This window comes from Acidilutibacter cellobiosedens (assembly GCF_004103715.1).
Taxonomy (GTDB): Bacteria; Bacillota; Clostridia; order Tissierellales; family Acidilutibacteraceae; genus Acidilutibacter; species Acidilutibacter cellobiosedens.
The window spans coordinates 3,244,747-3,266,926 of record NZ_CP035282.1 but is presented as its reverse complement, the minus strand read 5'-3'; the positions used below and the strand labels follow the sequence as shown (position 1 = coordinate 3,266,926).

Genomic DNA, 22,180 nt, shown 5'->3' with positions numbered 1-22,180 from the left:
TGCGGTAATTTCTGATTGCAAACCATTAAGTGATCAATAGATTTGGAGTGAAAGATAATGATTAAGACAATTATAAAAGAAGTCGGTCTTCAATTTGATACAAGCGACAAGGTGTTTTCACCTTCCGCAATTGATAAAGGTACGTCAGCGATGCTTGCAGAGGTGGAATTTTTCCCGACTGATAAGGTTCTGGATTTGGGATGCGGATATGGTGTAGTAGGTATTTTAGCAGCAAAAATGATAGGTGAAGACAATGTAGTTATGTGTGATATATCGGAAGAAGCGATAAGGCTTGCTAAAAAGAATGCAGAATATAATTTGGTGGGAAAGGTAAATATAGTGCGAAGCAATGGATTTGAACATATAAGAGAAAATGATTTTACCATTATTTTGAGCAATCCACCTTATCATGCCGACTTTTCTGTAGCAAAAAACTTTATTGAGAATAGTTTCAACCGATTAATCTTGGGCGGCAAACTGCTTATGGTTACGAAACGTTTTGACTGGTATAAAAACAAAATTACAGCTGTGTTTGGAGGGTGTAAAGTTATTGAAAGAGATGGTTATTTTATTTTTATTGCGGAGAAACGTTCCGATAAAAAACCTGTTAAGAAAAAAATACAACAGCATTTATCGAAAAAATTAGAACGTAAAAAAAGGAAACAAACTTAGGCCACGTTTAAGGTATTATAGAGATATGATGGATTTTACCCCGCTATCTTTTTTATCTCCTCAAGACACGTTGATACGATGATGTATTGTGGTTTAGAAATCATAAAGGTTTTATTCAAGTACTTTAATTCCAGTCATAATCATCTGTTCAGCCAAGGAAGCCATGTGTTCTGGAGATTCCTTCAATCCATTTTCCAACCAATTCTGTAAAAGCCCAATGCAGCCGGATACGATAAAGGAGTAAAAATACTCGAAGTTTTGAGATTTTCCCGTGTTGAATATCTCCATCCAATCGTTCAAGCATCGATGTTTTACCAAATCTTTCAGTCTATTGACAAATGCCATATCGCCGTTTTTACTTGTAAGTACTCTGCACATATCAGAGTTTTCAGCGACAAAGCAAAATACATCAATAAGCATCGGCAGTGGTTTTCCGTTTAAAGATTTTGATGGATGTCTGGCTAATACATTGTGAAAATCCTCGAACATTTCCTTTTCAATCTGTTCAATCATATCGAATATATCTTTATAATGTAAATAGAAGGTTCCCCTGTTAATATCGACTCGCTCAGATAACTCTCTGACAGTAATATCTTTCGCACTTTTTTCTTCAAGCAGTTCCGTTAAACCTTGGCGGAGCAGCTTTTTTGTTTTTCGGACACGACGGTCTGTACTCTCGTTACCCATAATTTTTCTCCTTAATTAACATTTATTTTAAACAATGTTGATTAATTGACATTACAAAACTAATGTGATTATTGTTATTTATTACACTTCTTATTATAATAGACTTGTGTCAATTAATCAACTATAGTTTTGAATCGAGTTAAAAATTTATAAATCATTTTTGATTCTTTTGGCACTATAGAAATTTATTAATTAAGTAGAAGGAGACAATAATCATGCCATTTGTAGAATTCGAAAATGTCCGCAAAGTATACCAAAGCGGCGAAGTAAAAGTTGAAGCAATTAGAGGCGTTGACTTTACGATAAACAAAGGAGAGCTTGTTGTCATTGTTGGCCCTTCCGGCGCAGGCAAAACGACGGTTCTGAACATGCTCGGAGGCATGGATACTTGCACATCGGGTAATATCTACCTGGATGGTTCGGAAATAAGTAAATATAACCGTAATCAGTTGATACGGTATCGCCGTGAGGATATAGGTTTTGTATTTCAGTTTTATAATTTGGTACAGAATCTGACAGCTGTAGAGAATGTCGAACTTGCTTCACAAATATGCAAAGATCCTCTTGATGCTGAGAAATGCCTTATTGATGTTGGTCTTGGAGATAGAATGCATAACTTTCCTTCCCAGCTTTCAGGCGGCGAACAGCAGAGGGTTGCCATTGCACGTGCACTTGCCAAAAATCCAAAGCTGCTGCTTTGCGATGAACCGACAGGTGCACTTGATTACAAGACGGGTAAAAACATTTTGAAATTATTGCAGGATACCTGCCGTAACAACGGGAAAACTGTGGTTATTATTACTCATAACTCGGCATTTGAAACAATTGGAGACCGGGTGATCCGTATTAATAGCGGTACAGTATCGGAGATACGGGAAAATCAAAATCCCATGCCTGCGGAAAGGATTGAATGGTAATGAAAAGCACAGTATTTCAAAAAAGTTCAACACGGGCTGTAAAAAGTTCCTTAACCCGATTTATATCCATTATCCTTATCTCATTTTTGGGGGCCGGAGTGTTTGCCGGATTAGCGGCAGTTTCTCCCAATATGAAACGGGTCGGGGATGAATACTACGACCGACAAAACGTCATGGACATCCGTATGCTTTCGACGTATGGTTTTACCGATGAAGATGTGAAGGCAATACGCAACACCGACGGTGTTTCAGAAGTTATGGCAAGTTATACGGTGGATGCAACGGGCTCTGTTGGAGATAAAGACTATGCTTTTCGTATAAACGGTTTATCCAAAACAACCGATACTTCCGCTCCTGATTATATGAACCAGTTGAAAATGATAGATGGCCGCTGGCCGAAAAATGACGGAGAGGCAGTAATTATACGTCCGTCCATCGGATTGAAAAATATTGTACTCGGCAGTACCATCTCACTGGACAAAAATTCAAACGGTGATATTCCTGATACGCTGGATCGGTTGAAGTACACCATTGTCGGCGTCGCAGAATCTCCTTATTATTTATCTTTTGTGCAAGGTAACACCTCTGTGGGTAGCGGAATGATTGATTACGTTTTGTATGTACCGCAGAAAAACTTTATCGTGGATGGCTATACGGATATGTATGTGTCTGTGAAAGGCGCAAAAGAACTAAACGCTTTTGAAAACGAATATTTTGACCGTACGGATATTGCTGTAGAGCGACTTGAAACACTTGCCGAAAAACGGCAGACTCTTCGTCATGATGAGTTCCAATCCGATTTGGCTGAGGCAAAGAAAGAATATAATGATGCCGATAAAGAGGCAGATGAAAAGTTAGGGGATGCAAAATTACAGCTCGACGAAGGTGTGAAAACCCTTGAAGACGCAAAAGAAAAATACGTTGATGGAGTGACCGAATATCATAAACAAAAGGCAGATGCCGAACAGCAATTGGCCGATGCCGAAGAAAAGCTTAATGAAGGTGCAAAAGAACTTGAAGATGCAAAAGAGAAGTATGCCGACGGGTTGGCTGATTATAATGAGCAAAAGGCAGATGTCGGGCAACAATTGGCTGATGCCGAAAAAAAGCTTAATGAAGGTGCAAAAGAACTTGAAGATGCAAAAGAGAAATATGCCGACGGGTTGGCCGAATATAACGAGCAAAAGGCAGATGCTCAGCGACAATTAGCCGATGCCAAGGCAGAGCTTGAAGATGCTGCGGAAAAAATTGATGATGATGAGAAAGAGCTTGAAGCAAATCGGAATAGACTTACTTCTGGGAAATCTGAATTGAGAGCTGCTAGGGGGAAGCTTGATAACGGCTGGGCTGATTACGATAAGAAAATAAATGAACTTGAAGATGGAAAAGCTGCTCTTGCAAAAAATAAAGAGACCCTTGATGCAGTCCAAGCACAATATGATGCAGGTGCGGCGTCAGCCGAAAGTGCTATGGGTATGACGATGGAGGAAATAGAAGCCGCACTCCCGTCTATGGAATCCCAGCTTAATGAATCAAAAGCGCAATATGAAACTATTTCTCAGCTTGCACAGCTGAAAGCGGCGAGAGACGCTTACGAACCGGGGACGCCGGAATACGATGCGCTGAATGAACAATATCAGGCAGCATTACAAGCCGCCGGTCTTACAGAGGAACAGGCTGCCGAACTGATTGCACAGCTTGATGTAATGAAGGCGCAACTTGATGCAGCCCAGGAACAGTATGATCAGCTTGCCGGACTTGTAACGATGAAGCATACTCTTGCACAGAAATGGGCGGAGTACAATGCTGCCGCCTCACAAATAGAGGAAGGTGAAGCACAGCTTGCCGATGCCAGACAGACCCTTGACAGAGGTGAAGACGAATATTCTGAAAAGAGTGCAGAGCTTGGGAGTGCCGAAAATCAGCTTTCTCAAGCGAAAGACGAATTGATTTCTGCAAGACGGGTTTATGATGAGGGCCGTGAGGAATATGATACCCAAAAATCAGAAGCGGATACAAAACTTGCCGATGCTAAAGCAGAACTTGACGATGCAGCGTCAGAAATTACAGACGGAGAAAAAGAACTTACTGAAAAGCAGCAGGAGTATAAGGATAAAAAAGCGGAGGCTGATAGGAAACTCACCGATGCTAAAGCAGAACTTAATGATGCAGCGTCAGAAATTGCGAAAGGGGAGAAAGAACTCACTGAAAAGCAACAGGAGTATAAGGATAAAAAAGCGGAGGCTGATAGGAAACTCACCGATGCTAAAGCAGAACTTAATGATGCAGCGTCAGAAATTGCGAAAGGGGAGAAAGAACTCACTGAAAAGCAACAGGAATATGAAGATAAAAAACTTGAAACCAATAAGGACCTTGCAGATGCAAAGCAAAAAATAGAGGATGCGGAGAACAAGCTTTCCGGTTTAGGTAAACCAAAATGGTATGTCCTTGACAGGCATATGAATGAGGCTTTTGTTACCTATGAAGGCGACACGGAACGTATGCGCGATCTTGCCACCGTGTTTCCGATTGTATTTTTTCTCGTGGCCGCACTGGTATGTCTGACTACTATGACCCGTATGGTGGATGAGGACAGAACCCTTATCGGTACTTTTAAAGCCCTTGGTTACTCAAACGGAAAAATTGCCGGGAGATATTTAAAATATGCTGCTTCTGCCAGCCTGATAGGCAGCATGGGCGGAATATGTGTAGGATTTTGGTTGCTCCCGACTATTATATGGAGAGCTTATGGCATTGTTTTCGCATTGCCCAAAATGACGCCGGCCTTTTATTTTGGTATCGGAGCCCTGTCGGTTTTTGCGACTGTGTTTATCACGACCCTTTCTACCGGTATTGCGGCAAAAAATTCCTTGAGGGAATCTCCTGCCGAACTTATGCGTCCGAAGGCTCCAAAAAGTGGGAAACGTGTATTTTTAGAGTATGTAAAACCGGTTTGGAGCAGACTTACCTTCACACAAAAGGTAACTGTCAGGAATCTTGGATTAAACAAAAAACGGTTGATGATGTCCCTCGCAGGCATTATTGGCTGTACTGCACTGGTGGTTACGGCTTTGGGTGCGAAAAATGCAGTGAGGGCGATTTTGGATGAGCAATTCCGTGATATCTTTCATTACGATGTCACAATCGGTTTCGACGAGGAAAAGCCCTCCGCTGATCTTACTTCCCTCTTATCGGATAAAACATATTTCGATAAATCAACCGAGGTACTTCATAACTCTGCCGAGGCAAGCCTGAAGGACAAGGATAAGGATACCTATAACATTTATGTGGTATCCCCAAAAGAAGCAGAAGAGTTTACGGATTATGTTACTCTTTACGATCCAGAGACAAAGAAAAATCTTTCTTTTACAGACGACAGTGCAGTGATTACTGAAAAACTTTCACTGAATTTGAATGTCGGTGTCGGCGACACGATTTGGGTGAAATATCTGGATAATGATGAGAGATATCCTGTTAAAATTACAGGAATTACGAGAAATTACGCTTCCAACTATGTTTATATTGGTAAAAATGCCTATAAAGCCTCATTCGGTGAAACACCCGAATACAATCAGTTTTTTGCTATTACGGCAAAGAACCGTACCGATGATGAAATAAAGACATACCTGTCCGAAGCTTCCGGTATTGGTGTAATCTCTTTTACGGACGACCTTTTGGGTAATATCAGGACTTCTATAAAGAGTGTGGACAATATCATCTGGATTCTGATTATTGCAGCAGGGGTGCTTGCGTTTGTTGTTCTCTATAATCTGACGAATATCAATATCGGCGAACGTCAAAGGGAACTTGCTACGCTTAAAGTCCTTGGCTTTTATGATAAGGAAACATACAGCTACATTTTTCGTGAAACGGTTATTTTATCGACTGTCGGATGCCTTGTGGGACTGTTGTTTGGTGTCTTCCTTTATCGAGCGGTTGTTACAACCGTAGAGCCGGATATGCTATTTCTTGCCCGTGATCTTACATGGCAGGGTTATCTTGGGGCTATAATTCTGATGATGTTCTTTACATGGATTGTTAATCAGTGCACGAAGCCGAGAATTAGAAACATTGATATGCTTGAATCTTTAAAATCAGTGGATTAAGCCGAAGCATAAATTGAAAAAGTATTTCCGCAAAGGATTGGAGATAACTAAGATGCAAGATATGCCTGCCAAGCAGAACTTTCAGGACATAAAATATAATATATAAATTCTTAAATGCTCATTTGAATTTACTTCAAATGAGCATTTTTATTATATTTCTGCATGGTGTGGGCTGCGATCATAGGGTATTTGAACCCCAATTGCCTATAAGTTGTTATTGAAAGTTTAGCTAAATTGGACAACTTGGCTGTAAATCAAGTAATGCTCCAAACCTCTGAGAGGCCGTTATAAAACATATCAGAGCTAAAAGTTCAGAAATTTCATTGTCAGTAAATTCTTTTTTTAATTTATTAAAATATTCATCACTAATAGGCTGATTTTTAGAAACAATATCTGCTATTTTGGTAGCAATCAAAATTTTTGAATCAGTTATTCCATCAGAAGGCTTACCTCTAGCCATACAATATTGGCATCCATTATTAAAAGCAAGAGTACGTCTTACCTCTTCTTTTAATTCGGTTGTAAATGTATTACTATTGAAAAAACATTCCTCTAAAGAAGACCATTTTTCCAATACATACTTATTATGACCTAATAATTGTTGAAATGGTGAAAGTCCTTCTTGTGAAAAAATTATTTTTGCCATGTTATCTCTCCTCTATAATATATTCTTTAACAATTTATATTATATAAATTATAATATAAATATTGTATTGTAAATGATATATAATATAATAATAAGTATGTCATTTAAAACAATAATTTATGAGGGGGAGTACAAATGAAATTAGATGAAATAGATGTGCTAATTTTACAAGAGTTACAGAAAGAAAGCAGATTATCTATAAGAGAATTATCCAGACGTGTAAATCTTTCGCCGCCATCTGTTACTGAAAGAGTAAGAAGACTCGAAGATAATGGGGTCATTGAAGGATATACAATTAAAATAAATAAAAAGAAACTTGGATTGTATATTGATTGTATAATTAAGGTAACTATGAGAAATGGGCAGTATGAAAAATTTAAGATATTTATTAAGGAGTATAAACAAAGCGAATGGTGTTATAGAATTGCTGGGGATGGATGCTTTTTAGTCAAATTATCAATTAGATCTTTAAATGATATAGAAGAATTTATAAATGATATATCTTCATATGCAATGACAGAAACCATTATAGCATTGTCAGAAGTAACAATAAATAATAATATTAAAAAATATCTTTAATATTAAATGAAAAATGATTTGTAAAGATGGACTACTTAATTTTATTGATATTATTTCTTATATGCAAAAGAAGGGTCGATTAGTATTTTTTTAAATAGATTTAAAAATTAATTTGGACACTTTTGATTCCTCATTCGTTATATAAGTGAAAGCACTAATCGAGGATGTGAGATAATGAATGTGTATTTGGTTTATCAAAAATACAATAAAGATTTTATTTCCTTTGCAAGGTCAATTGCTCACAATGAAGATCAAGCTGTAGATTTAGTTCAAGACACCTATGTAGCTGCATTGGAGAGAGAAGAAATATTTGCAAATATGAACGAGTATCAAATTAAAGGTTGGTTTTTTACAACCATTAAGAATAAGAACATCGACAATATTAGGAAGCAAGCTAAATTGACTTACTTAGAAAATGATGAAATATTTGAAGGATATGGAGACTTTGAAGAAAGCGCAGTTATAAGGATACTATTAGAAAAGTTACCCCCAAATAACAGAAGAGTGCTGTTACTGAAGTATAAAATGAGTTTAAATAGTAGTGAGATAGGTAAAATATTAGGTATCTCCCCATCTACAGTCCGTTCTCGATTAAGTGCGTCATTAAAAATATTAAAAAATAGATTATGGGAGGAATAAAAATGTCAAAGATTATAGGTATAGGAATGTTAGATGTTAGAAATATTTCTGAGGATTTAGCTCAGGAAATAACAAAGATTGAGGATATTGGGACACTTGTAGAAAGTGATGAATCTCGGGTACTTTTAAAAAATTGTGAAAAAATAAATGTTGCCAGTACTATAAAAGTACCAAAAGAAATAAATATCATAATTCAAAACGGGAAAATGAAAGTAGACAGAGATTATTTAGAAGGATTAGTGAAATCCGTATCTATTATGGTGAACGGAATTCTGACTTTTGAAAATGACATTGATATCAAACTATTTGATGATAAGGTTTATTCCGTTTTGCTGAATGGTAAATTGATATGTACTAAGAGATTGGCTGTGGCTGTTCAGTCTAAAGGGATAATTAACGGAAAAATCGTCAACTATAATAACGACTACAAATTTTTCAGCGGAAATTTCAAGTTGACGAATAGTTTTCTAAAGAGTTTAAAATCGGATTCGAAGTTAGCATTTGAGCAATTAATCATTATCGACGACATTGACATAAAGCTATTAAAGGAGAAGATATCTAATATTCAGATTTTAGATAAGGTAGTAATGCTTGATGAATATGAAGATGAAATTTCTCCATATATTGATGAATATTATACGGTGAACAAGACTTTAATTCCTCAAGGGTCCGGAGGAGTTCAATATATAGATGGGGATATTTCCATAGATGATATTTCAATAAGAAAATACGACCATAATGTTTTATATGTAGACGGAGATGCGGAAATATATTTGAAGGATAATATAGTGTTTGACCAGTATATTGAGCATTTGATTTGTGATACGGTTGTATGCAACGAAAAAACTTATGAAATTATCAAGGATGGGTTGGACAAAAATGTGGAGGTAGAAATAATCAAGGGAAAGTTGTTGAACAATAAAGGAAAGCTTATATTATCAGGAAATTTAGAAGAGGAAGTAACTATAAGGAATATGGGGAAACTTATCTTTGATGAAAATCTTGACTATGAGAAATTCAATGAAAATGTTGCATCGATAATTAACTATGGACTTATTGAAGTACCGGAAGACAAACTTAATACGGTAAATAATAAGATAACAGATAATTATGGAAAGATAATGACACCAAAAGAGGAAAAAGCTGAAGAATCAAACGATGATACGGAGAAGATACTTTATGGGAATGTAGCGGAACTGAAGTTGTAAAAAAGATGAAACAAGTAAAAGAAGGGGTTGCGGATGTTTTATTACAACAATATATTTATTTTTTCAGAAATAATATTAAATGAAGATATTGGATTAAAAGAATATAAAAAATTAGAATATAGATGGTATAGAAAATATATCACAAGGAACGCATAAGAGAACTGGCATGATTCTTAAAAAGATAGGTACTGTATAAGAATAAAAACTAAATAGCTTAATTTTACGGTTGCCAAAACTATTTCATACGTTAAATGATTAGTTTTGGCAATAGTTTTAATGAAAGCATGATTTGTTTGACACAAAAGTCAATTTGTATTATTATAACCTGTAGTTATAGCGGAATATTATGATAGTTTTAGGATTACATATTATGTCTAATATATTACATAAAGAAGGAGGAACCGATAAATGAACGAAGAAAAATTATTGTCTTATATGGAAGAAAAACATTTGGACGGATTTTTTGTAGCCAAAAAGGAGAATGTACGTTTTATAAGCGGTTATACAGGAGATGATAGTTATCTTCTTATAACAAGGTCAAATTATTATTTCCTCACGGATCCCAGATATACGGAACAGGCAGCCATAGAGTGCCCTCAATATAAAGTAGTAAATTGGAGAGAAAAAGGCAACACAATAGGAGATAAGGTTAGCGAACTGATGGCAGAGAACAAACTTTCTACTTTAGCCTTTGAGGCGGATAGAATGAATTTTGCCGATTACCAGACATTTAAAGAGACTTTTAAAGGAGAATTGATTCCTGAAACAGATGTCATTGAAAAAATGCGTCAGGTTAAAAGTCCTCAGGAAATTGAATATCAGAGGGCAGCGTGCGAGATATCCTGCCGTGCTTTAGAAAAACTCCTCCCGGAAATCAGGGTAGGGGTAACAGAAAAAGAATTGGCAGCAAAATTATCTTTATATATGGTTATGGAAGGTGCCGATACTATGCCGTATGGTAATATTTTGATTTCCGGCGCAAGAACTTCACTTTTGCATGGAATTCCTTCAGAAAAGGCGGTCGAATATGGCGATTTTGTTCTGATGGATTTTGGCTGTCAGGTACACGGCTACATGTCTGATATGACAAGAACCGTTGTGGTGGGGAAAGCAACAGCTAAACAAAAAGAGGTATATGAGCTGGAAAAAAAGATGGTAGAAGATTGTCTTGCCATAACAAAAGCCGGAGTTACCGGAAGAGAGATTTATCGTGAATCTTTAAAAGCCTTGGAAGGAACGGAGTACATGGGATACCAATACACAAATATCGGCCATGGCATAGGGCTTTTTGTTCATGAAGGGCCATTTTCGTCAGAGGCAGACCTGACTAAGCTAATGTCCGGAAATGTAAGGACCATAGAACCTGGAATATATATTCCAGAATGGGGAGGCGTAAGAATCGAAGATCAGATACTTGTAACAGAGGACGGGTATGAGAATATGGTTCGTTTCACACATGACTTGATAGAATTATAAAAAAGGAAAGCAGAACTTATACGGATTTTGCTAATATAAATACGGGAGGCATCAGAAATATAAGGGAGAAAGGATAGATAAATATGAAAGAATTATGCGTGATTGGTAGCGGAAATATGGGAAAGGCTATTGTAAAAGGGATCTTAAAAGCAGGTCTTTTGGAAACGTCTCAGGTCATAGTTACAGATATTAATGAGGAAAAGGTAAAGAGGATAGAAAAGGAATTGAGCATTAGTGGAAGCTGTGACAACCAGAAAGCAGCGGCCGAAAGTCATATTGTAATATTAGCGGTTAAGCCGCAGTTTTACAAAGGTATAATAAAAAGCATACAGAATGTAATTAAACCTGAAACAATCATTGTTTCAATTGCTCCCGGAGAGACGTTGGAAAAATTAAAAAGAGGATTTAAAGAAGGAGCCAAAATTATCAGAGCTATGCCTAATACTCCAGCTATGGTACTTGAAGGAATGACCGCTTTATGTGGAAATTCTAATGTAACGAAGATTGAAATGGAACACATAAAAAAACTGTTCAATGGGTTTGGAAGAGTAGAGGAAGTCCCGGAATATATGATGAATTCAGTTGTAGGAATAAGTGGAAGTTCTCCGGCTTATGTATGTCTGCTGATTGAAGCTATGGCTGATGCGGCAGTAAAAGAAGGAATGAATAGGCAGCAGGCCTATACATTTTCTGAACAGGCAGTTATGGGAAGCGCGAAGCTTCTATTGGAGACAGGCATGTCTCCCAGTGAGTTAAAAGACATGGTATGCTCCCCCGGTGGCACCAGCATTGAAGCTGTCAGTGTCTTAGAAGAAAAAGGTTTCAGAGGCAGTGTAATAAAGGCGGTTGAAGCATGTGTGAAAAAATCAATGGAATTATAAAAGAAAACGAGGACGGCTATACTTTGGAATGCTTTAACTTGGTAACCAGGATGGGGGAGATGATGCTTCTTAACGGAGGAGAAATTTTCAGGACTGATCAGGCCATGCGCTATGCGGCAGAAGCACTGGGGTTGAAAGAATTTAATGCTTATGTAATTGCAAACGGGATTTTTGCTTCAATTGTTGTGAATGGGAAGTTTTATTCCAGTCGTATTTGTGCTGTCCCATTGGCACCTATTATGTTGTGTCGGGTAGAGGCTCTTAATAATCTTTCACGCCGAATTGCTGGTGGAAAGTGTAGCTCTATTGATATTAAAAGGGAATTGGAACGGATTGAAAAGATGAATTCTTCAGGCAATTTACTAAAGATTCTTGCTTCCGGCTGTGGAAGTGCCAGCTTTTGTTATTTGTTTAAAGGTAGTATAACGGATTCGTTGGTAGCCTTAGTCGGAGGTATGGTTCTATATATTTTTCTAATTTTTGGGGTTCCAAAAGCGAATTTGCCGAAAATTATGGTAAATATTATCGGAAGTCTTCTGGTTTCCCTTACATGCTGCGGTCTCTACAGTATAGGTTTTGGGAATAACCTGGATCGAATTATCATAGGATCGATTTTTCCGCTAGTTCCGGGGATACCATTAACGAACTCCATAAGGAATTTCTTGGAAAATGACTACTTATCAGGGATAATAAGGCTTATGGATACACTTTTAACTGCAGGCTGCATTGCCATGGGAGTTGGTATTGCTATGAAAATATGGAGCATGATAAGGGGAGGAATTTTTTAATGAAAACGGCAATGCAAATAATAATGGCTTTTACAGGTACTGTTGCATTTTCCATACTCTTCAACGTTCCAAAAAAGTACTACTTTTTCTGTGGACTTACTGGAAGTGTGGGATGGAGTGTATATCTAATAATTAACCATTACTTTCATAACTCGATTTTAGCTACATTTATCGCCAGCATGATATTGACAGCTATGTCTCGCATTCTTTCCGTAAAATGCAAAGCATCAACTACCCTGTTTCTTCTGTGCGGGATATTTACATTAGTTCCCGGTGCCGGTATTTATTATATGGCTTACTACATTTTTATTAATGCGGGACATGAGGCCATGTTAAAAGGAATTGAAAGTATTAAAATTGCTCTGGCAATTTCACTCGGGATTGGAGTTGCCTATTCAATACCAGCAAAGGTATTTGGATGGGAGCAGGAATCTGAAGTGTGGAATGAGATAGAACGCAGATCCAAAAAGTCTAATAAATAAGGACTTTAAGATATAAAAATATTAGTAAAGAAAGGGTGGCCGTGCTATGAGCAATGCATATTTTAAAATTGAAACGTCCAAAAATAAGCATGTGAGCAGTTATACTCTGAGAACAGGGGAAAGAGGCAGTTTGAAAAAAAGAACTGAAAGATGCAGTTGAAGCCGCAATGACTTAAATATATACTTTCAGTTGGAGTTAGTAGGTTACGAGGACGAAGAAGCTGGAAACCTGTGCTTTTATCCGTGGGTGGTTTACTTTTGAAAATCAGGGATGAGCCTCTTAATTTTATTGATATTATCTCTCGCATACAAATAGAAGAGTTAATCCTTGAATATTTACCAACTTTATTATTTGTGGAACATGACAGTGAATTTTGCAAAAATGTTGCCACAAAGATTGTTGAATTATGAATTTAACACATGACATGAAAAGACAGGGTGTCCCTTTATCTTTAAAATTTTATTATAAAAGAGGATTTTCATTTTGCTTGCAGAATAATATTTATGAACAAAAAATGCTATTATGAAAGGAGTTGGACATTATGAGAGCAATAACTAATAATAGGGACCTTTTAACGAATGGAGGAAGTGTATTTAACTAAAAATGACTTTATCCATTGGCGAAAGGTACCTTAAATAAATAGATTAAAAGACAAATAATTGGAGGTATCAAATGATGTCAATGGAAAATCAAAACGCTTCAGAGAAAAATGTGTTTAACTGGATAGAAGAAAAATTAATGCCTAAATCATGTACATCAGAGGAATTTATTTATAATGAAATGGAGTCACAATCTGAATATAGTTTACCCATTATATATCAGCCCTTTGATGCTTCAAAAATATCTCACTGGAAAGATAGGGGACAACTTTATGACTTTCTTTATTCGACTGATGGAGAAGGAAAAATTTTATTGGATTTCGGACCGGGAGACGGTTGGCCTTCATTAATCGTTGCTCCATATGTAAAAAAAGTTATTGGAATAGATTCATCAGTAAAGAGAATAGAAGTTTGTACAGAAAATGCAAAGAGAATGGGAATAACGAATGCTGAGTTTATAAAATATACGGTAGGTACAAAACTTCCTTTTGATGACAATACATTTGATGGTATAATGGCAGCTTCATCTATTGAGCAGACACCGGACCCGAAAAAAACCGTAGAGGAATTATATCGGGTACTAAAACCAAAAGGAAGATTAAGAATTTATTATGAAGCATTGAGCGGCTATAGAAACGGGCAAGAACAAGATATATGGATTTCAGAAATTAAGGACAATCTTTGTAAGATAATCTTATATAATAGGAATATTGAAAAAGAATATGCAGTTCAATATGCATTGACAATTGCCATGTCAAAAAAAGAAGTTGTAAAACAACTGTCTGCAGAAGGTGAGGTCTCGTTTAACCAAATAACTGTACCGTATTTAGAAGGTATAAAGCATAAAATCATTAATTCACAAGTATGTAAAACGATTCATCCATCCGGAAGAACTTTTGTTTCTTGGTTAAAGGATATAGGTTTTGGAAAAATAATTCCCACCTATAATGGCGGTATAGCTGCTGCAAAATTGTTTGATCAATATTCAGACAAGGATAGACCGAAAGATCTTGCTTCAATAGATGGTATTATTAAAAAAGTAGTAAGCGTTGCAGTACAATTTGAAGCCCCGACATATATTGATCCGTTTATTACAGCCATTAAGTAAATATAATATAAATTTGAGGATACCGTTATGGTATCCTTTTTGATTGTATCTATACAATAACCCACCGGTTATGTCTCAGCTTGTATATTTCCGTCAAAAGAAATACAATATAGCTATGGAGGTGTTATGCGTGGATTATATAACGACAAAAGAAGCAGCGAAAAATTGGGGAATCACGGACAGAATGGTAGTGTACCATTGCTCCGCTGGGCGGATTAAGGGAGCTAAAAAAATGGGAAATACATGGCTTGTTCCTGCTGACGCTGAAAAACCGGCTGACGGACGATGCAGGAGCAGTAAAGTAAAGGATGGTGAGAATAAATGAAACGGATATTTTTGGTTGAGGATGATAAAGTAATCGCTAAAAACCTTATACTTTTGCTCCGCTCGGAGGGATTTACAGTCACCCATGCCCCTACGCGGAGTGATGCCCTTGCTATTCTTGCCGGGAATAAATTTGACTTGGCGTTGATTGATATTTCTTTGCCTGACGGAAACGGCTTTACGGTTTGCACGGAAATCAAGGAAAGGCAACATGTTCCTGTTATTTTTCTGACGGCTTCCGGCGATGAAGCAAGTGTTGTTACCGGATTGAACATGGGTGCGGACGACTATATCACCAAGCCTTTTCGTCCCCGGGAATTGATCGCACGAATCAGAACCGCCTTGCGAAAAAGCGGACGTTCTCCATCGGATTTTGAAATCTGCGAGCTTCATGTCGATACGGCAAGCGGCATTGTGAAAAAAAACGGCAACGAAGTTTTTCTTTCAGCTTTAGAATACCGCTTGTTGTTGGTGTTTATTAACAACCCAAAAAGTATTATCACGAGGAGCAGGCTGCTTGACGAATTGTGGGACGCTGCAGGCGAGTTTGTTAATGACAATACGTTAACCGTATACATTAAACGCCTGCGGGAGAAGATAGAGAACGACCCCGCGAGTCCGCAAATCATTCTGACCGTTCGCGGGACGGGGTATAGATTGGGGGACGGTTATGCTTCGGAATAGAGAGTTTCGGCAGTTTGCCATTTTGTTCTCCTTAATAGCCGCCGCCGCTGTAACGCTGGGATTTGCAATCAATAGGTTGGCTGGAATCCTTGCCGTTGCTTCTGCCGCCGCCTTTGGGGCAGCATTTTTTGCGTTTACCAAAGCCCGATACAAAAGCATTGCGCGGATTTCAGATCAAATCGATCTTGTGCTTCATAATGCCGACCATCTGTATATTGGTGAATCGGACGAGGGCGAACTTTCCATTCTGCAAAGCGAGATAACAAAAATGACGCTGCGTATTCGGGAGCAAAACGACGCACTGAAAAAAGAAAAAGAACATCTTGCTGATTCGCTGGCCGACATAGCTCACCAACTTCGCACCCCTCTCACATCCGTAAACCTTATTCTGTCATTGTTGGAGAATAACCTTGACGAAAACGAACGGAAAGCATTGATACGGGAAACAAAGGAATTGTTTGTACAGATGGATTGGCTGCTTACTTCCCTGTTGAAATTATCCCGCCTGGACGCGGGCATTGTGGTGTTCCAAAGCGAGCAGATTGATGTGAATGCTCTTGTATGCGCCGCGCTTCGCCCATTCCTGATTTCAATGGAGCTGCATGGTATTGCTTTGCAAACAGACGTACCGGAAGGGATAATTATTCAAGGCGATTCTGGCTGGCTTTCGGAAGCAATTCAGAACATCATCAAAAATTGTATAGAAAGCGCAGGCGAGAATGGGAAGATTGAGATTGTCTGCAGGTCCAATCCACTGTTTACCGAGATTGCCATCCACGACAGCGGTGCAGGCTTTGAAAAAGAAGACTTACCTTGCCTGTTTGACAGGTTTTATCGTGGGAAAAACGCAGGTGCGACAGGATACGGGATCGGCTTGGCTCTCTGCAAGATGATTATAACACGGCAGGGAGGGACGATTACCGCAAAAAATCACCCCCAGGGCGGTGCGATATTTACCATTCGTTTCCCAAAGTGACGAATCTCTCACCTGAAAGTCACCGAGATGTAAGCTGAAGGTTCTATTATATAGGTGAACCAAGAGAAAAGGAGGCTCACATAATGGAGTTTTTAAAAATTGAAAATCTATGTAAGATCTACGGCAAGGGCGAAAACCAAGTTACCGCCCTTGACCATGTTTCGCTTACAATCGAAAAAGGAGGATTTACCGCAATCATCGGCTCATCCGGTTCCGGCAAATCTACATTGCTTCACATCATCGGCGGCGTGGACGTGCCGACAAGCGGAAAGGTGTATTTGGACGGGCAGGATGTATATACCCAAAGCAATGAAAAACTCGCCATTTTCCGCAGGCGGCAGGTCGGACTGATTTACCAGTTTCACAACCTCATTCCCACTCTGAATGTGGTGGAAAACATCACCTTGCCTATACTGATGGACAAACGGAAGGTCAACGAGGAACGGCTGAATGATTTGTTGGATTTGCTTGGGCTAAAAGACCGCAAAACACATTTACCCAATCAGCTTTCAGGCGGTCAGCAACAGCGCGTTGCCATAGGACGCGCTTTGATGAACGCTCCGGCTGTCATGCTTGCCGACGAACCCACAGGCAGTTTGGACAGCCGAAATGGACATGAAATCATCAAACTGCTGAAAGAAAGCAATAAAAAATATGGGCAGACCCTGCTCCTCGTCACCCATGATGAAAATATCGCCCTGCAAGCAGACCGCATTATCGGCATATCAGACGGCAAAGTAACGCGGGATGAGAGGATGGTGCGACCATGAACATTTTCAACAAAGTCACCCTGCAAAGCATGAAAAAAAGCCGTACCCGAACGATTGTCACGATTATCGGAGTTGTTCTGTCCGCCGCCATGATTACGGCAGTCGCTACCTTTGGTGTTTCCTTGCTGGACTATATGGCGAAGGGCGCAGCCGCAAAATACGGCGATTGGCACGTTGCGTTTCTGGATGTTGATTCTTCCTTCGTAGCGAAGCAGGCAAGTAACGACAAAGTTGCAAACACCGTAAAATTTGAAAATATCGGCTATGCAAAACTTGACGGCGGGAAAAATCCTAATAAGCCGTATCTCTTTATATCTGGATTCAGCAAGGAAACCTTTGATGCCTTGCCCGTGACCTTACTTTCGGGCAGACTTCCTGAAAACAGCGGGGAAATTCTTGTCTCGGGAAAAACTGCGACAAACGGCGGTGTTTCCTATACGGTGGGCGATACGGTTTCCTTGTCTGTGGGAAGTCGCATGAATGGAAATAAGAAACTCAGTCAGAATGATCCGTACACATCAGGGGCCGAAACGCTTGTACCACGCGGCGAGAAAACTTATACGGTTGTCGGTATTTGTGGAACACCAGTTTTTGAGGAAGACTCCGCGCCGGGATATACTTTGATTACAATATCGGATACTGTAGAAACGGCAGACGACCTCAGCTTGTTTATCACTCTGAAGAATCCTCGTCAGGTTCATTCCTACGCGAGTACTGAGGCGGCTGGCCATGCTTACATCCTGAATCATGATGTGCTGCGCTTCATGGGCCTCGATTCATCCGATAAGATTTTTAATGCGCTCTTGTACTCAGTGGGCGGCATTGTGGTTGCCATTATCATGATTGGCTCGGTTTTTTTGATCCACAATTCCTTCAGTATCTCATTGAACGAGCGTACACGGCAGATAGGGATTCTTGCCTCCGTGGGGGCCACGACAAAGCAATTGCGGAATTCGGTACTTTTTGAAGGGCTTTGCATTGGTGCAGTCGGCATCCCAATCGGCATTCTCACAGGCTTGGGCGGCATCCGGCTTGTGATTTCCGTTGTATCAGGGAACTTTGGGAGCATTTTCTACTCTGGCGTTCCCTTAACCCTGCATGTGTCAGTTCCCGCAATTGTCGGTGCAGCGACGGTTAGTCTGGTCACGATTTTGATTTCGGCCTATATCCCGGCCATGAAAGCTGCCAGTACGCCGGTAATGGAGTGTATCCGCCAGACGAACGAAGTGCAGGTGGAAGCGGGAGCCGTAAAAACATCAAAACTGGTGCAGCGCATGTGCGGTCTGGAAGGAACCCTTGCGCTGAAGAATTTCAAGAGGAACAAAAAACGTTACCGCAGCATTGTACTGTCACTTGTTTTAAGCGTCGTGCTGTTTATATCGACCAGTGCTTTTGTAACAGATTTGAAGCAGACGATGGCACAGGTATTGTCAGTTACCACTTATGACATTGGTTTCGGAACGAAGGATATGGACGACGGCGAAATGATTCAACTCTATAACAAGCTGAAAACCGCCGATGGTGTTACCGGAAGCTCCTATCAGGCTGTTATGAAGTATTCCTGCGTTGTTCAGGCAGACGAACTCTCAAACGATTACTGGGAATCCGCAGGGGGATCTTCGCCGGGCAAAACGGTAGAACTGCCAATAGAGATCCAGTTCCTTGATGACAGCACATATCTGAACCTCATTAAGAGCGCGGGTCTGTCCGCAGAGGACTATACCGGGGAAAACACAAAAATGATTGCCGTTGCCAAAATACAGACTGGCAGCAATGAGAAGAAGGGAAAAAAAGAAGTCAACGAGTTTCGTAATATGTTCAAGAGTTCTTCCGTGGAGGCTGACCTGATCCCCGAAACAAATGGGGGGGAGCTGAATAAGGATTATGGACAAAGCGCAAGCATTACCTGTGTAGAAGTCGTGGGTCTGGACACACCTCCGACGACAGAAGTCTCCGATCAGCGGACATATTTTTTTCAGGTGATGGCGCCTTGGTCGCTGAAAGAGAAAATTGCCCCCCCTGATGCCTCTGTAGATGTCAGAGTCAAAGGCTTGACCTTTCAGTCCGAGAACCCGTCACAGTCTGTTGCTGAAATGAAAACGATGATACAGGGTGCGGGGATTACATCCGCGTATATGCTGTTGAATATGTCTGAGGTGATGGATGAAAACCGGAATTATATCTTCATTTCCAACGTGTTCGCTTATACGTTTATCGTCATGATTTCGCTGATTGCGGTTGCCAATGTGTTTAACACGATTTCCACCAACATCCGGCTGCGCCGACGGGAGCTCGCCATGCTCAAGTCCGTGGGTATGTCCGACCGCTCTTTCAATAGAATGATGCGTTGTGAATGTGCCTTTTATGGCATAAGAGCGCTGTTTGTCGGGCTTCCATTGGCAATCATCTTCTCCTGGCTGATTTATAAAGGAATGTTCATCGGCGGAGCGGACGGTATCATTTTTGTGTTGCCGTGGGCCAGTATCGGAATCAGCGTGTTTAGCGTGCTTCTTGTAATCTTTGTCACCATGATGTATGCCGTCAGCAAGCTCAGAAAAGAAAATATCATTGATGTACTCCGGGATGATATGGCTTGATTAAAAAAAAGCCTAGTTCCTGGACAGGGGTATTCCGGTAGTAGATATGAAAATTGTTATTATATAGGTAAACAAAATGCGTCTGCGTGGCATTATACCCCGCAAGCGCATTTTGTTTATATGACTTCGAGACAAATTGTCCCAAGATGCGCATATCGCACAAGGGGACGGTTCTTTTGTGCTGTTTTTATTGTATAATTTTACTCTATACTAAACAAAACATTGATAAATTATAACTATTAGAATATTATTTTTATTTATATATAATAATAGGTAGAAATAAAAGCAAGGGGGATTTTTAAATGAATGAAGAACATTTATTTGAAGAAATAAGTACAGCAGTAGTAGATATGGAAGATGAGTTAGTTGAAAAACTCTGCAAAGAATCCTTGACATTTTCAATTCCTGCAGAAAAAACGATTACAAGAGGTTTATTATCAGGAATGAATAAAGTCGGACAACTTTATGAAGAACATGAATATTTTCTTCCTGAAGTACTTACTTGTTCTGATACTTTGAATATAGGGTTGGATATTTTAAGACCTCATATAAAAACCGAGATTACAGATAATCCTATTAAAGCAGTTATAGGAGTTGTGGAAGGAGATACTCATGACATCGGGAAAAATTTAGTCAAAATAATGACCGAATCGGCAGGAATTGAAGTACATGATTTAGGCAGAGATGTACCCCTTGAAAGATTTATAGCTGCGGCGGAAGAGACAAAGGCGGATTTTATTTGTATGTCTACTTTGATGACAACTACTATGATGGGAATGAAGACTGTAATAGATATGTTGAAGAAAAAAAATATAAGAAACAAATATAAAGTAATGGTTGGCGGGGGACCTATTTCTCAAAAGTTTGCCGACGAAATAGGGGCAGATGCTTATGCTGTTGATGCTAATTCTGCAGTAAAAAAAATGAAGGTTATAGCAGCAAATAATTAGATTGGGGGACTAAAATTGAAAGATGATCAAATGACACCAAAAGAGAGGATGTCGGCTTTTGCACAAGGGCTTGAAACAGATCGGATTCCGTGTGTCCCGGACATGGGAGTTATCATGGTTCCACTCATAGGAATGACTTTAAAAGACTATTATCATTCTGCAGAGGGAATGGCAGAAGCCGTAATAGAGTCATTTAAAATACTAAGACAAGATGGAGTAAGTATTACTACTACTTTAAGGGGAATTGCCGAAGCAATGGGTTCAAAGATTTGCTACCCGGAAAACAATATTTCATTTTTAGATACTCCCGTTGTAAAAAATATTGATGAAATAGAAAATTTGAAACCTTGCAACCCCGAAAAAGACGGCAGACTTCCGCTGGTATTTAAAGCAGTAAGAATTGTAATTAAGGAAATTGGTCATGAGGTGGATGTTGGATTGTCTATGCCGGGGCCGTTTACTACTGCTGCGTCGGTGGTTGGTACTGAAAATTTATTGAAGTGGATGTTGAAATACCCTGATAAGATTCATACATTGCTTGAAATAATAACGGAATCTAACAATCGATTTATAGAAAAGGCTGTAGATATAGGTGTAGGGGTAGGAATATCAGAACCTATTTCATCCACGAGCTTAATAAGTGCCAAACAATTTAAAAATTTTTCTGCTCCGTATATTAAAAAGAATGTAGATAAAATGAAGTCATTAACAGGACACAGTATGGGAATACATATTTGCGGTAAAAGCAAAGATATTTGGGAATCGGTTATGGACACGGGAGTTTCAAGTTTTAGCATAGATAATGCGGAAGATCTTGAAGAGGCCAAAAAAATAATGGGTGACAGAGTTACAATATTGGGTAATGTTCCTCCTGTTGACGTAATACAGAGGGGCACCAAGGAAGATGTACTGAAATCGGTAAAAGAATGTATCAGAAAAGCTTATAACAGCAAAAAAGGGTATATTCTTGCATCAGGATGTGAGATACCTATGTATACTCCAATGGAAAATATCGAAGCATTAATTGATGGAACAAGGATATATGGAAGTTACCCTATCAAAGAAGAACTGTTATTTAATGGAGATTAAG

The 22,180-nt window shown here is 39.1% G+C and carries 22 protein-coding genes; 20 read left to right on the top strand and 2 right to left on the bottom strand.

Annotation, left to right across the window (positions count from 1 at the left end; translation table 11 throughout):
* The first annotated feature begins 57 nt into the window (after positions 1-57).
* Positions 58-672, top strand: coding sequence for a class I SAM-dependent methyltransferase (locus tag EQM13_RS15720; RefSeq protein ID WP_128753171.1), 615 nt, complete (start codon positions 58-60; stop codon positions 670-672).
* A 111-nt stretch (positions 673-783) separates the two neighbouring features.
* Here EQM13_RS15720 and EQM13_RS15715 read toward each other — a convergent pair whose 3' ends face one another.
* Positions 784-1,359 carry a TetR/AcrR family transcriptional regulator gene (locus EQM13_RS15715; protein WP_128753170.1) on the bottom strand — a complete coding sequence of 192 codons (576 nt, stop codon included), beginning with the start codon at positions 1,357-1,359 and terminating at the stop codon, positions 784-786.
* Between the two features lie 215 nt (positions 1,360-1,574).
* On the opposite strand from EQM13_RS15715, the gene EQM13_RS15710 reads away from it, so the two are divergent.
* Both EQM13_RS15710 and EQM13_RS15705 read left to right on the top strand, forming a co-directional pair.
* Complete coding sequence (locus EQM13_RS15710; protein WP_128753169.1) at positions 1,575-2,276, top strand: ABC transporter ATP-binding protein; 702 nt, start codon at positions 1,575-1,577, stop codon at positions 2,274-2,276.
* Positions 2,276-6,382: an FtsX-like permease family protein gene (locus EQM13_RS15705; protein WP_161567285.1), complete on the top strand. Its 4,107-nt coding sequence runs from the start codon at positions 2,276-2,278 to the stop codon at positions 6,380-6,382. Before EQM13_RS15710 ends, EQM13_RS15705 begins: the two co-directional genes overlap by 1 nt.
* A gap of 229 nt (positions 6,383-6,611) precedes the next feature.
* Here the strand turns inward: EQM13_RS15705 and EQM13_RS15700 are convergent, their stop codons facing one another.
* On the bottom strand, positions 6,612-7,028 hold the full coding sequence (locus EQM13_RS15700; RefSeq protein WP_071141235.1) for a carboxymuconolactone decarboxylase family protein: 417 nt from the start codon (positions 7,026-7,028) through the stop codon (positions 6,612-6,614).
* Between the two features lie 135 nt (positions 7,029-7,163).
* Here EQM13_RS15700 and EQM13_RS15695 point away from each other — a divergent pair, with 135 nt between their 5' ends.
* The 17 genes from EQM13_RS15695 (at position 7,164) to EQM13_RS15620 (ending at position 22,179) form a co-directional block, all read left to right on the top strand.
* Complete coding sequence (locus EQM13_RS15695) at positions 7,164-7,607, top strand: Lrp/AsnC family transcriptional regulator (RefSeq protein ID WP_071141236.1); 444 nt, start codon at positions 7,164-7,166, stop codon at positions 7,605-7,607.
* A gap of 174 nt (positions 7,608-7,781) precedes the next feature.
* Positions 7,782-8,246 carry an RNA polymerase sigma factor gene (locus EQM13_RS15690; protein WP_128753167.1) on the top strand — a complete coding sequence of 155 codons (465 nt, stop codon included), beginning with the start codon at positions 7,782-7,784 and terminating at the stop codon, positions 8,244-8,246.
* 2 nt (positions 8,247-8,248) lie between these two features.
* Positions 8,249-9,454, top strand: a complete 1,206-nt coding sequence (locus tag EQM13_RS15685) for a hypothetical protein (RefSeq protein ID WP_128753166.1) — start codon at positions 8,249-8,251, stop codon at positions 9,452-9,454.
* A 33-nt stretch (positions 9,455-9,487) separates the two neighbouring features.
* A complete protein-coding gene (locus tag EQM13_RS18885; RefSeq protein WP_255417529.1) occupies positions 9,488-9,610 on the top strand; it encodes a hypothetical protein in 123 nt (40 codons plus the stop codon).
* A gap of 252 nt (positions 9,611-9,862) precedes the next feature.
* Positions 9,863-10,930, top strand: a complete 1,068-nt coding sequence (locus tag EQM13_RS15680) for a M24 family metallopeptidase (RefSeq protein ID WP_071141239.1) — start codon at positions 9,863-9,865, stop codon at positions 10,928-10,930.
* Between the two features lie 83 nt (positions 10,931-11,013).
* Complete coding sequence (gene proC, locus EQM13_RS15675) at positions 11,014-11,811, top strand: pyrroline-5-carboxylate reductase (protein WP_128753165.1); 798 nt, start codon at positions 11,014-11,016, stop codon at positions 11,809-11,811.
* Positions 11,784-12,599: a threonine/serine exporter family protein gene (locus EQM13_RS15670; protein WP_071141241.1), complete on the top strand. Its 816-nt coding sequence runs from the start codon at positions 11,784-11,786 to the stop codon at positions 12,597-12,599. Before proC ends, EQM13_RS15670 begins: the two co-directional genes overlap by 28 nt.
* Positions 12,599-13,081 (top strand): threonine/serine exporter family protein, encoded by a 483-nt coding sequence (locus tag EQM13_RS15665; RefSeq protein WP_128753164.1) that lies wholly within the window; start codon positions 12,599-12,601, stop codon positions 13,079-13,081. The genes EQM13_RS15670 and EQM13_RS15665 overlap by 1 nt, the downstream gene beginning before the upstream one ends.
* Before the next feature lie 258 nt (positions 13,082-13,339).
* Positions 13,340-13,492 carry a P-loop NTPase family protein gene (locus EQM13_RS15660; RefSeq protein WP_320053652.1) on the top strand — a complete coding sequence of 51 codons (153 nt, stop codon included), beginning with the start codon at positions 13,340-13,342 and terminating at the stop codon, positions 13,490-13,492.
* A gap of 265 nt (positions 13,493-13,757) precedes the next feature.
* Positions 13,758-14,789: a class I SAM-dependent methyltransferase gene (locus EQM13_RS15655; protein ID WP_161567284.1), complete on the top strand. Its 1,032-nt coding sequence runs from the start codon at positions 13,758-13,760 to the stop codon at positions 14,787-14,789.
* Between the two features lie 130 nt (positions 14,790-14,919).
* On the top strand, positions 14,920-15,114 hold the full coding sequence (locus EQM13_RS15650; protein ID WP_114218752.1) for a helix-turn-helix domain-containing protein: 195 nt from the start codon (positions 14,920-14,922) through the stop codon (positions 15,112-15,114).
* Between the two features lie 11 nt (positions 15,115-15,125).
* Positions 15,126-15,797 carry a response regulator transcription factor gene (locus EQM13_RS15645; protein WP_206172725.1) on the top strand — a complete coding sequence of 224 codons (672 nt, stop codon included), beginning with the start codon at positions 15,126-15,128 and terminating at the stop codon, positions 15,795-15,797.
* Complete coding sequence (locus tag EQM13_RS15640) at positions 15,784-16,773, top strand: sensor histidine kinase (protein WP_128753161.1); 990 nt, start codon at positions 15,784-15,786, stop codon at positions 16,771-16,773. The genes EQM13_RS15645 and EQM13_RS15640 overlap by 14 nt, the downstream gene beginning before the upstream one ends.
* A gap of 83 nt (positions 16,774-16,856) precedes the next feature.
* A complete protein-coding gene (locus tag EQM13_RS15635) occupies positions 16,857-17,543 on the top strand; it encodes an ABC transporter ATP-binding protein (RefSeq protein ID WP_128753160.1) in 687 nt (228 codons plus the stop codon).
* Entirely contained in the window at positions 17,540-20,140 is a 2,601-nt protein-coding gene (locus EQM13_RS15630; protein WP_128753159.1) for an ABC transporter permease, read from the top strand. Before EQM13_RS15635 ends, EQM13_RS15630 begins: the two co-directional genes overlap by 4 nt.
* 302 nt (positions 20,141-20,442) lie before the next feature.
* Positions 20,443-21,090: a corrinoid protein gene (locus tag EQM13_RS15625; protein WP_128753158.1), complete on the top strand. Its 648-nt coding sequence runs from the start codon at positions 20,443-20,445 to the stop codon at positions 21,088-21,090.
* Positions 21,091-21,105: 15 nt separating this feature from the next.
* Positions 21,106-22,179 (top strand): uroporphyrinogen decarboxylase family protein, encoded by a 1,074-nt coding sequence (locus tag EQM13_RS15620; RefSeq protein ID WP_128753157.1) that lies wholly within the window; start codon positions 21,106-21,108, stop codon positions 22,177-22,179.
* The last annotated feature ends 1 nt before the right edge of the window (position 22,180 follow it).

What these genes read in the sequence shown, in the direction of transcription:
- EQM13_RS15690 (WP_128753167.1), top strand. Translation starts at nt 7,782, where the DNA reads ATGAATGTGTATTTGGTTTATCAAAAATACAATAAAGATTTTATTTCC.
- EQM13_RS15670 (WP_071141241.1), top strand. Translation starts at nt 11,784, where the DNA reads ATGTGTGAAAAAATCAATGGAATTATAAAAGAAAACGAGGACGGCTAT.
- EQM13_RS15640 (WP_128753161.1), top strand. Translation starts at nt 15,784, where the DNA reads ATGCTTCGGAATAGAGAGTTTCGGCAGTTTGCCATTTTGTTCTCCTTA.
- EQM13_RS18885 (WP_255417529.1), top strand. Translation starts at nt 9,488, where the DNA reads ATGTTTTATTACAACAATATATTTATTTTTTCAGAAATAATATTAAAT.
- EQM13_RS15710 (WP_128753169.1), top strand. Translation starts at nt 1,575, where the DNA reads ATGCCATTTGTAGAATTCGAAAATGTCCGCAAAGTATACCAAAGCGGC.
- EQM13_RS15720 (WP_128753171.1), top strand. Translation starts at nt 58, where the DNA reads ATGATTAAGACAATTATAAAAGAAGTCGGTCTTCAATTTGATACAAGC.
- EQM13_RS15635 (WP_128753160.1), top strand. Translation starts at nt 16,857, where the DNA reads ATGGAGTTTTTAAAAATTGAAAATCTATGTAAGATCTACGGCAAGGGC.
- EQM13_RS15630 (WP_128753159.1), top strand. Translation starts at nt 17,540, where the DNA reads ATGAACATTTTCAACAAAGTCACCCTGCAAAGCATGAAAAAAAGCCGT.
- EQM13_RS15695 (WP_071141236.1), top strand. Translation starts at nt 7,164, where the DNA reads ATGAAATTAGATGAAATAGATGTGCTAATTTTACAAGAGTTACAGAAA.
- EQM13_RS15715 (WP_128753170.1), bottom strand. Translation starts at nt 1,359, where the DNA reads ATGGGTAACGAGAGTACAGACCGTCGTGTCCGAAAAACAAAAAAGCTG.
- EQM13_RS15705 (WP_161567285.1), top strand. Translation starts at nt 2,276, where the DNA reads ATGAAAAGCACAGTATTTCAAAAAAGTTCAACACGGGCTGTAAAAAGT.
- EQM13_RS15655 (WP_161567284.1), top strand. Translation starts at nt 13,758, where the DNA reads ATGTCAATGGAAAATCAAAACGCTTCAGAGAAAAATGTGTTTAACTGG.
- EQM13_RS15625 (WP_128753158.1), top strand. Translation starts at nt 20,443, where the DNA reads ATGAATGAAGAACATTTATTTGAAGAAATAAGTACAGCAGTAGTAGAT.
- EQM13_RS15680 (WP_071141239.1), top strand. Translation starts at nt 9,863, where the DNA reads ATGAACGAAGAAAAATTATTGTCTTATATGGAAGAAAAACATTTGGAC.
- EQM13_RS15700 (WP_071141235.1), bottom strand. Translation starts at nt 7,028, where the DNA reads ATGGCAAAAATAATTTTTTCACAAGAAGGACTTTCACCATTTCAACAA.
- EQM13_RS15665 (WP_128753164.1), top strand. Translation starts at nt 12,599, where the DNA reads ATGAAAACGGCAATGCAAATAATAATGGCTTTTACAGGTACTGTTGCA.
- proC (WP_128753165.1), top strand. Translation starts at nt 11,014, where the DNA reads ATGAAAGAATTATGCGTGATTGGTAGCGGAAATATGGGAAAGGCTATT.
- EQM13_RS15685 (WP_128753166.1), top strand. Translation starts at nt 8,249, where the DNA reads ATGTCAAAGATTATAGGTATAGGAATGTTAGATGTTAGAAATATTTCT.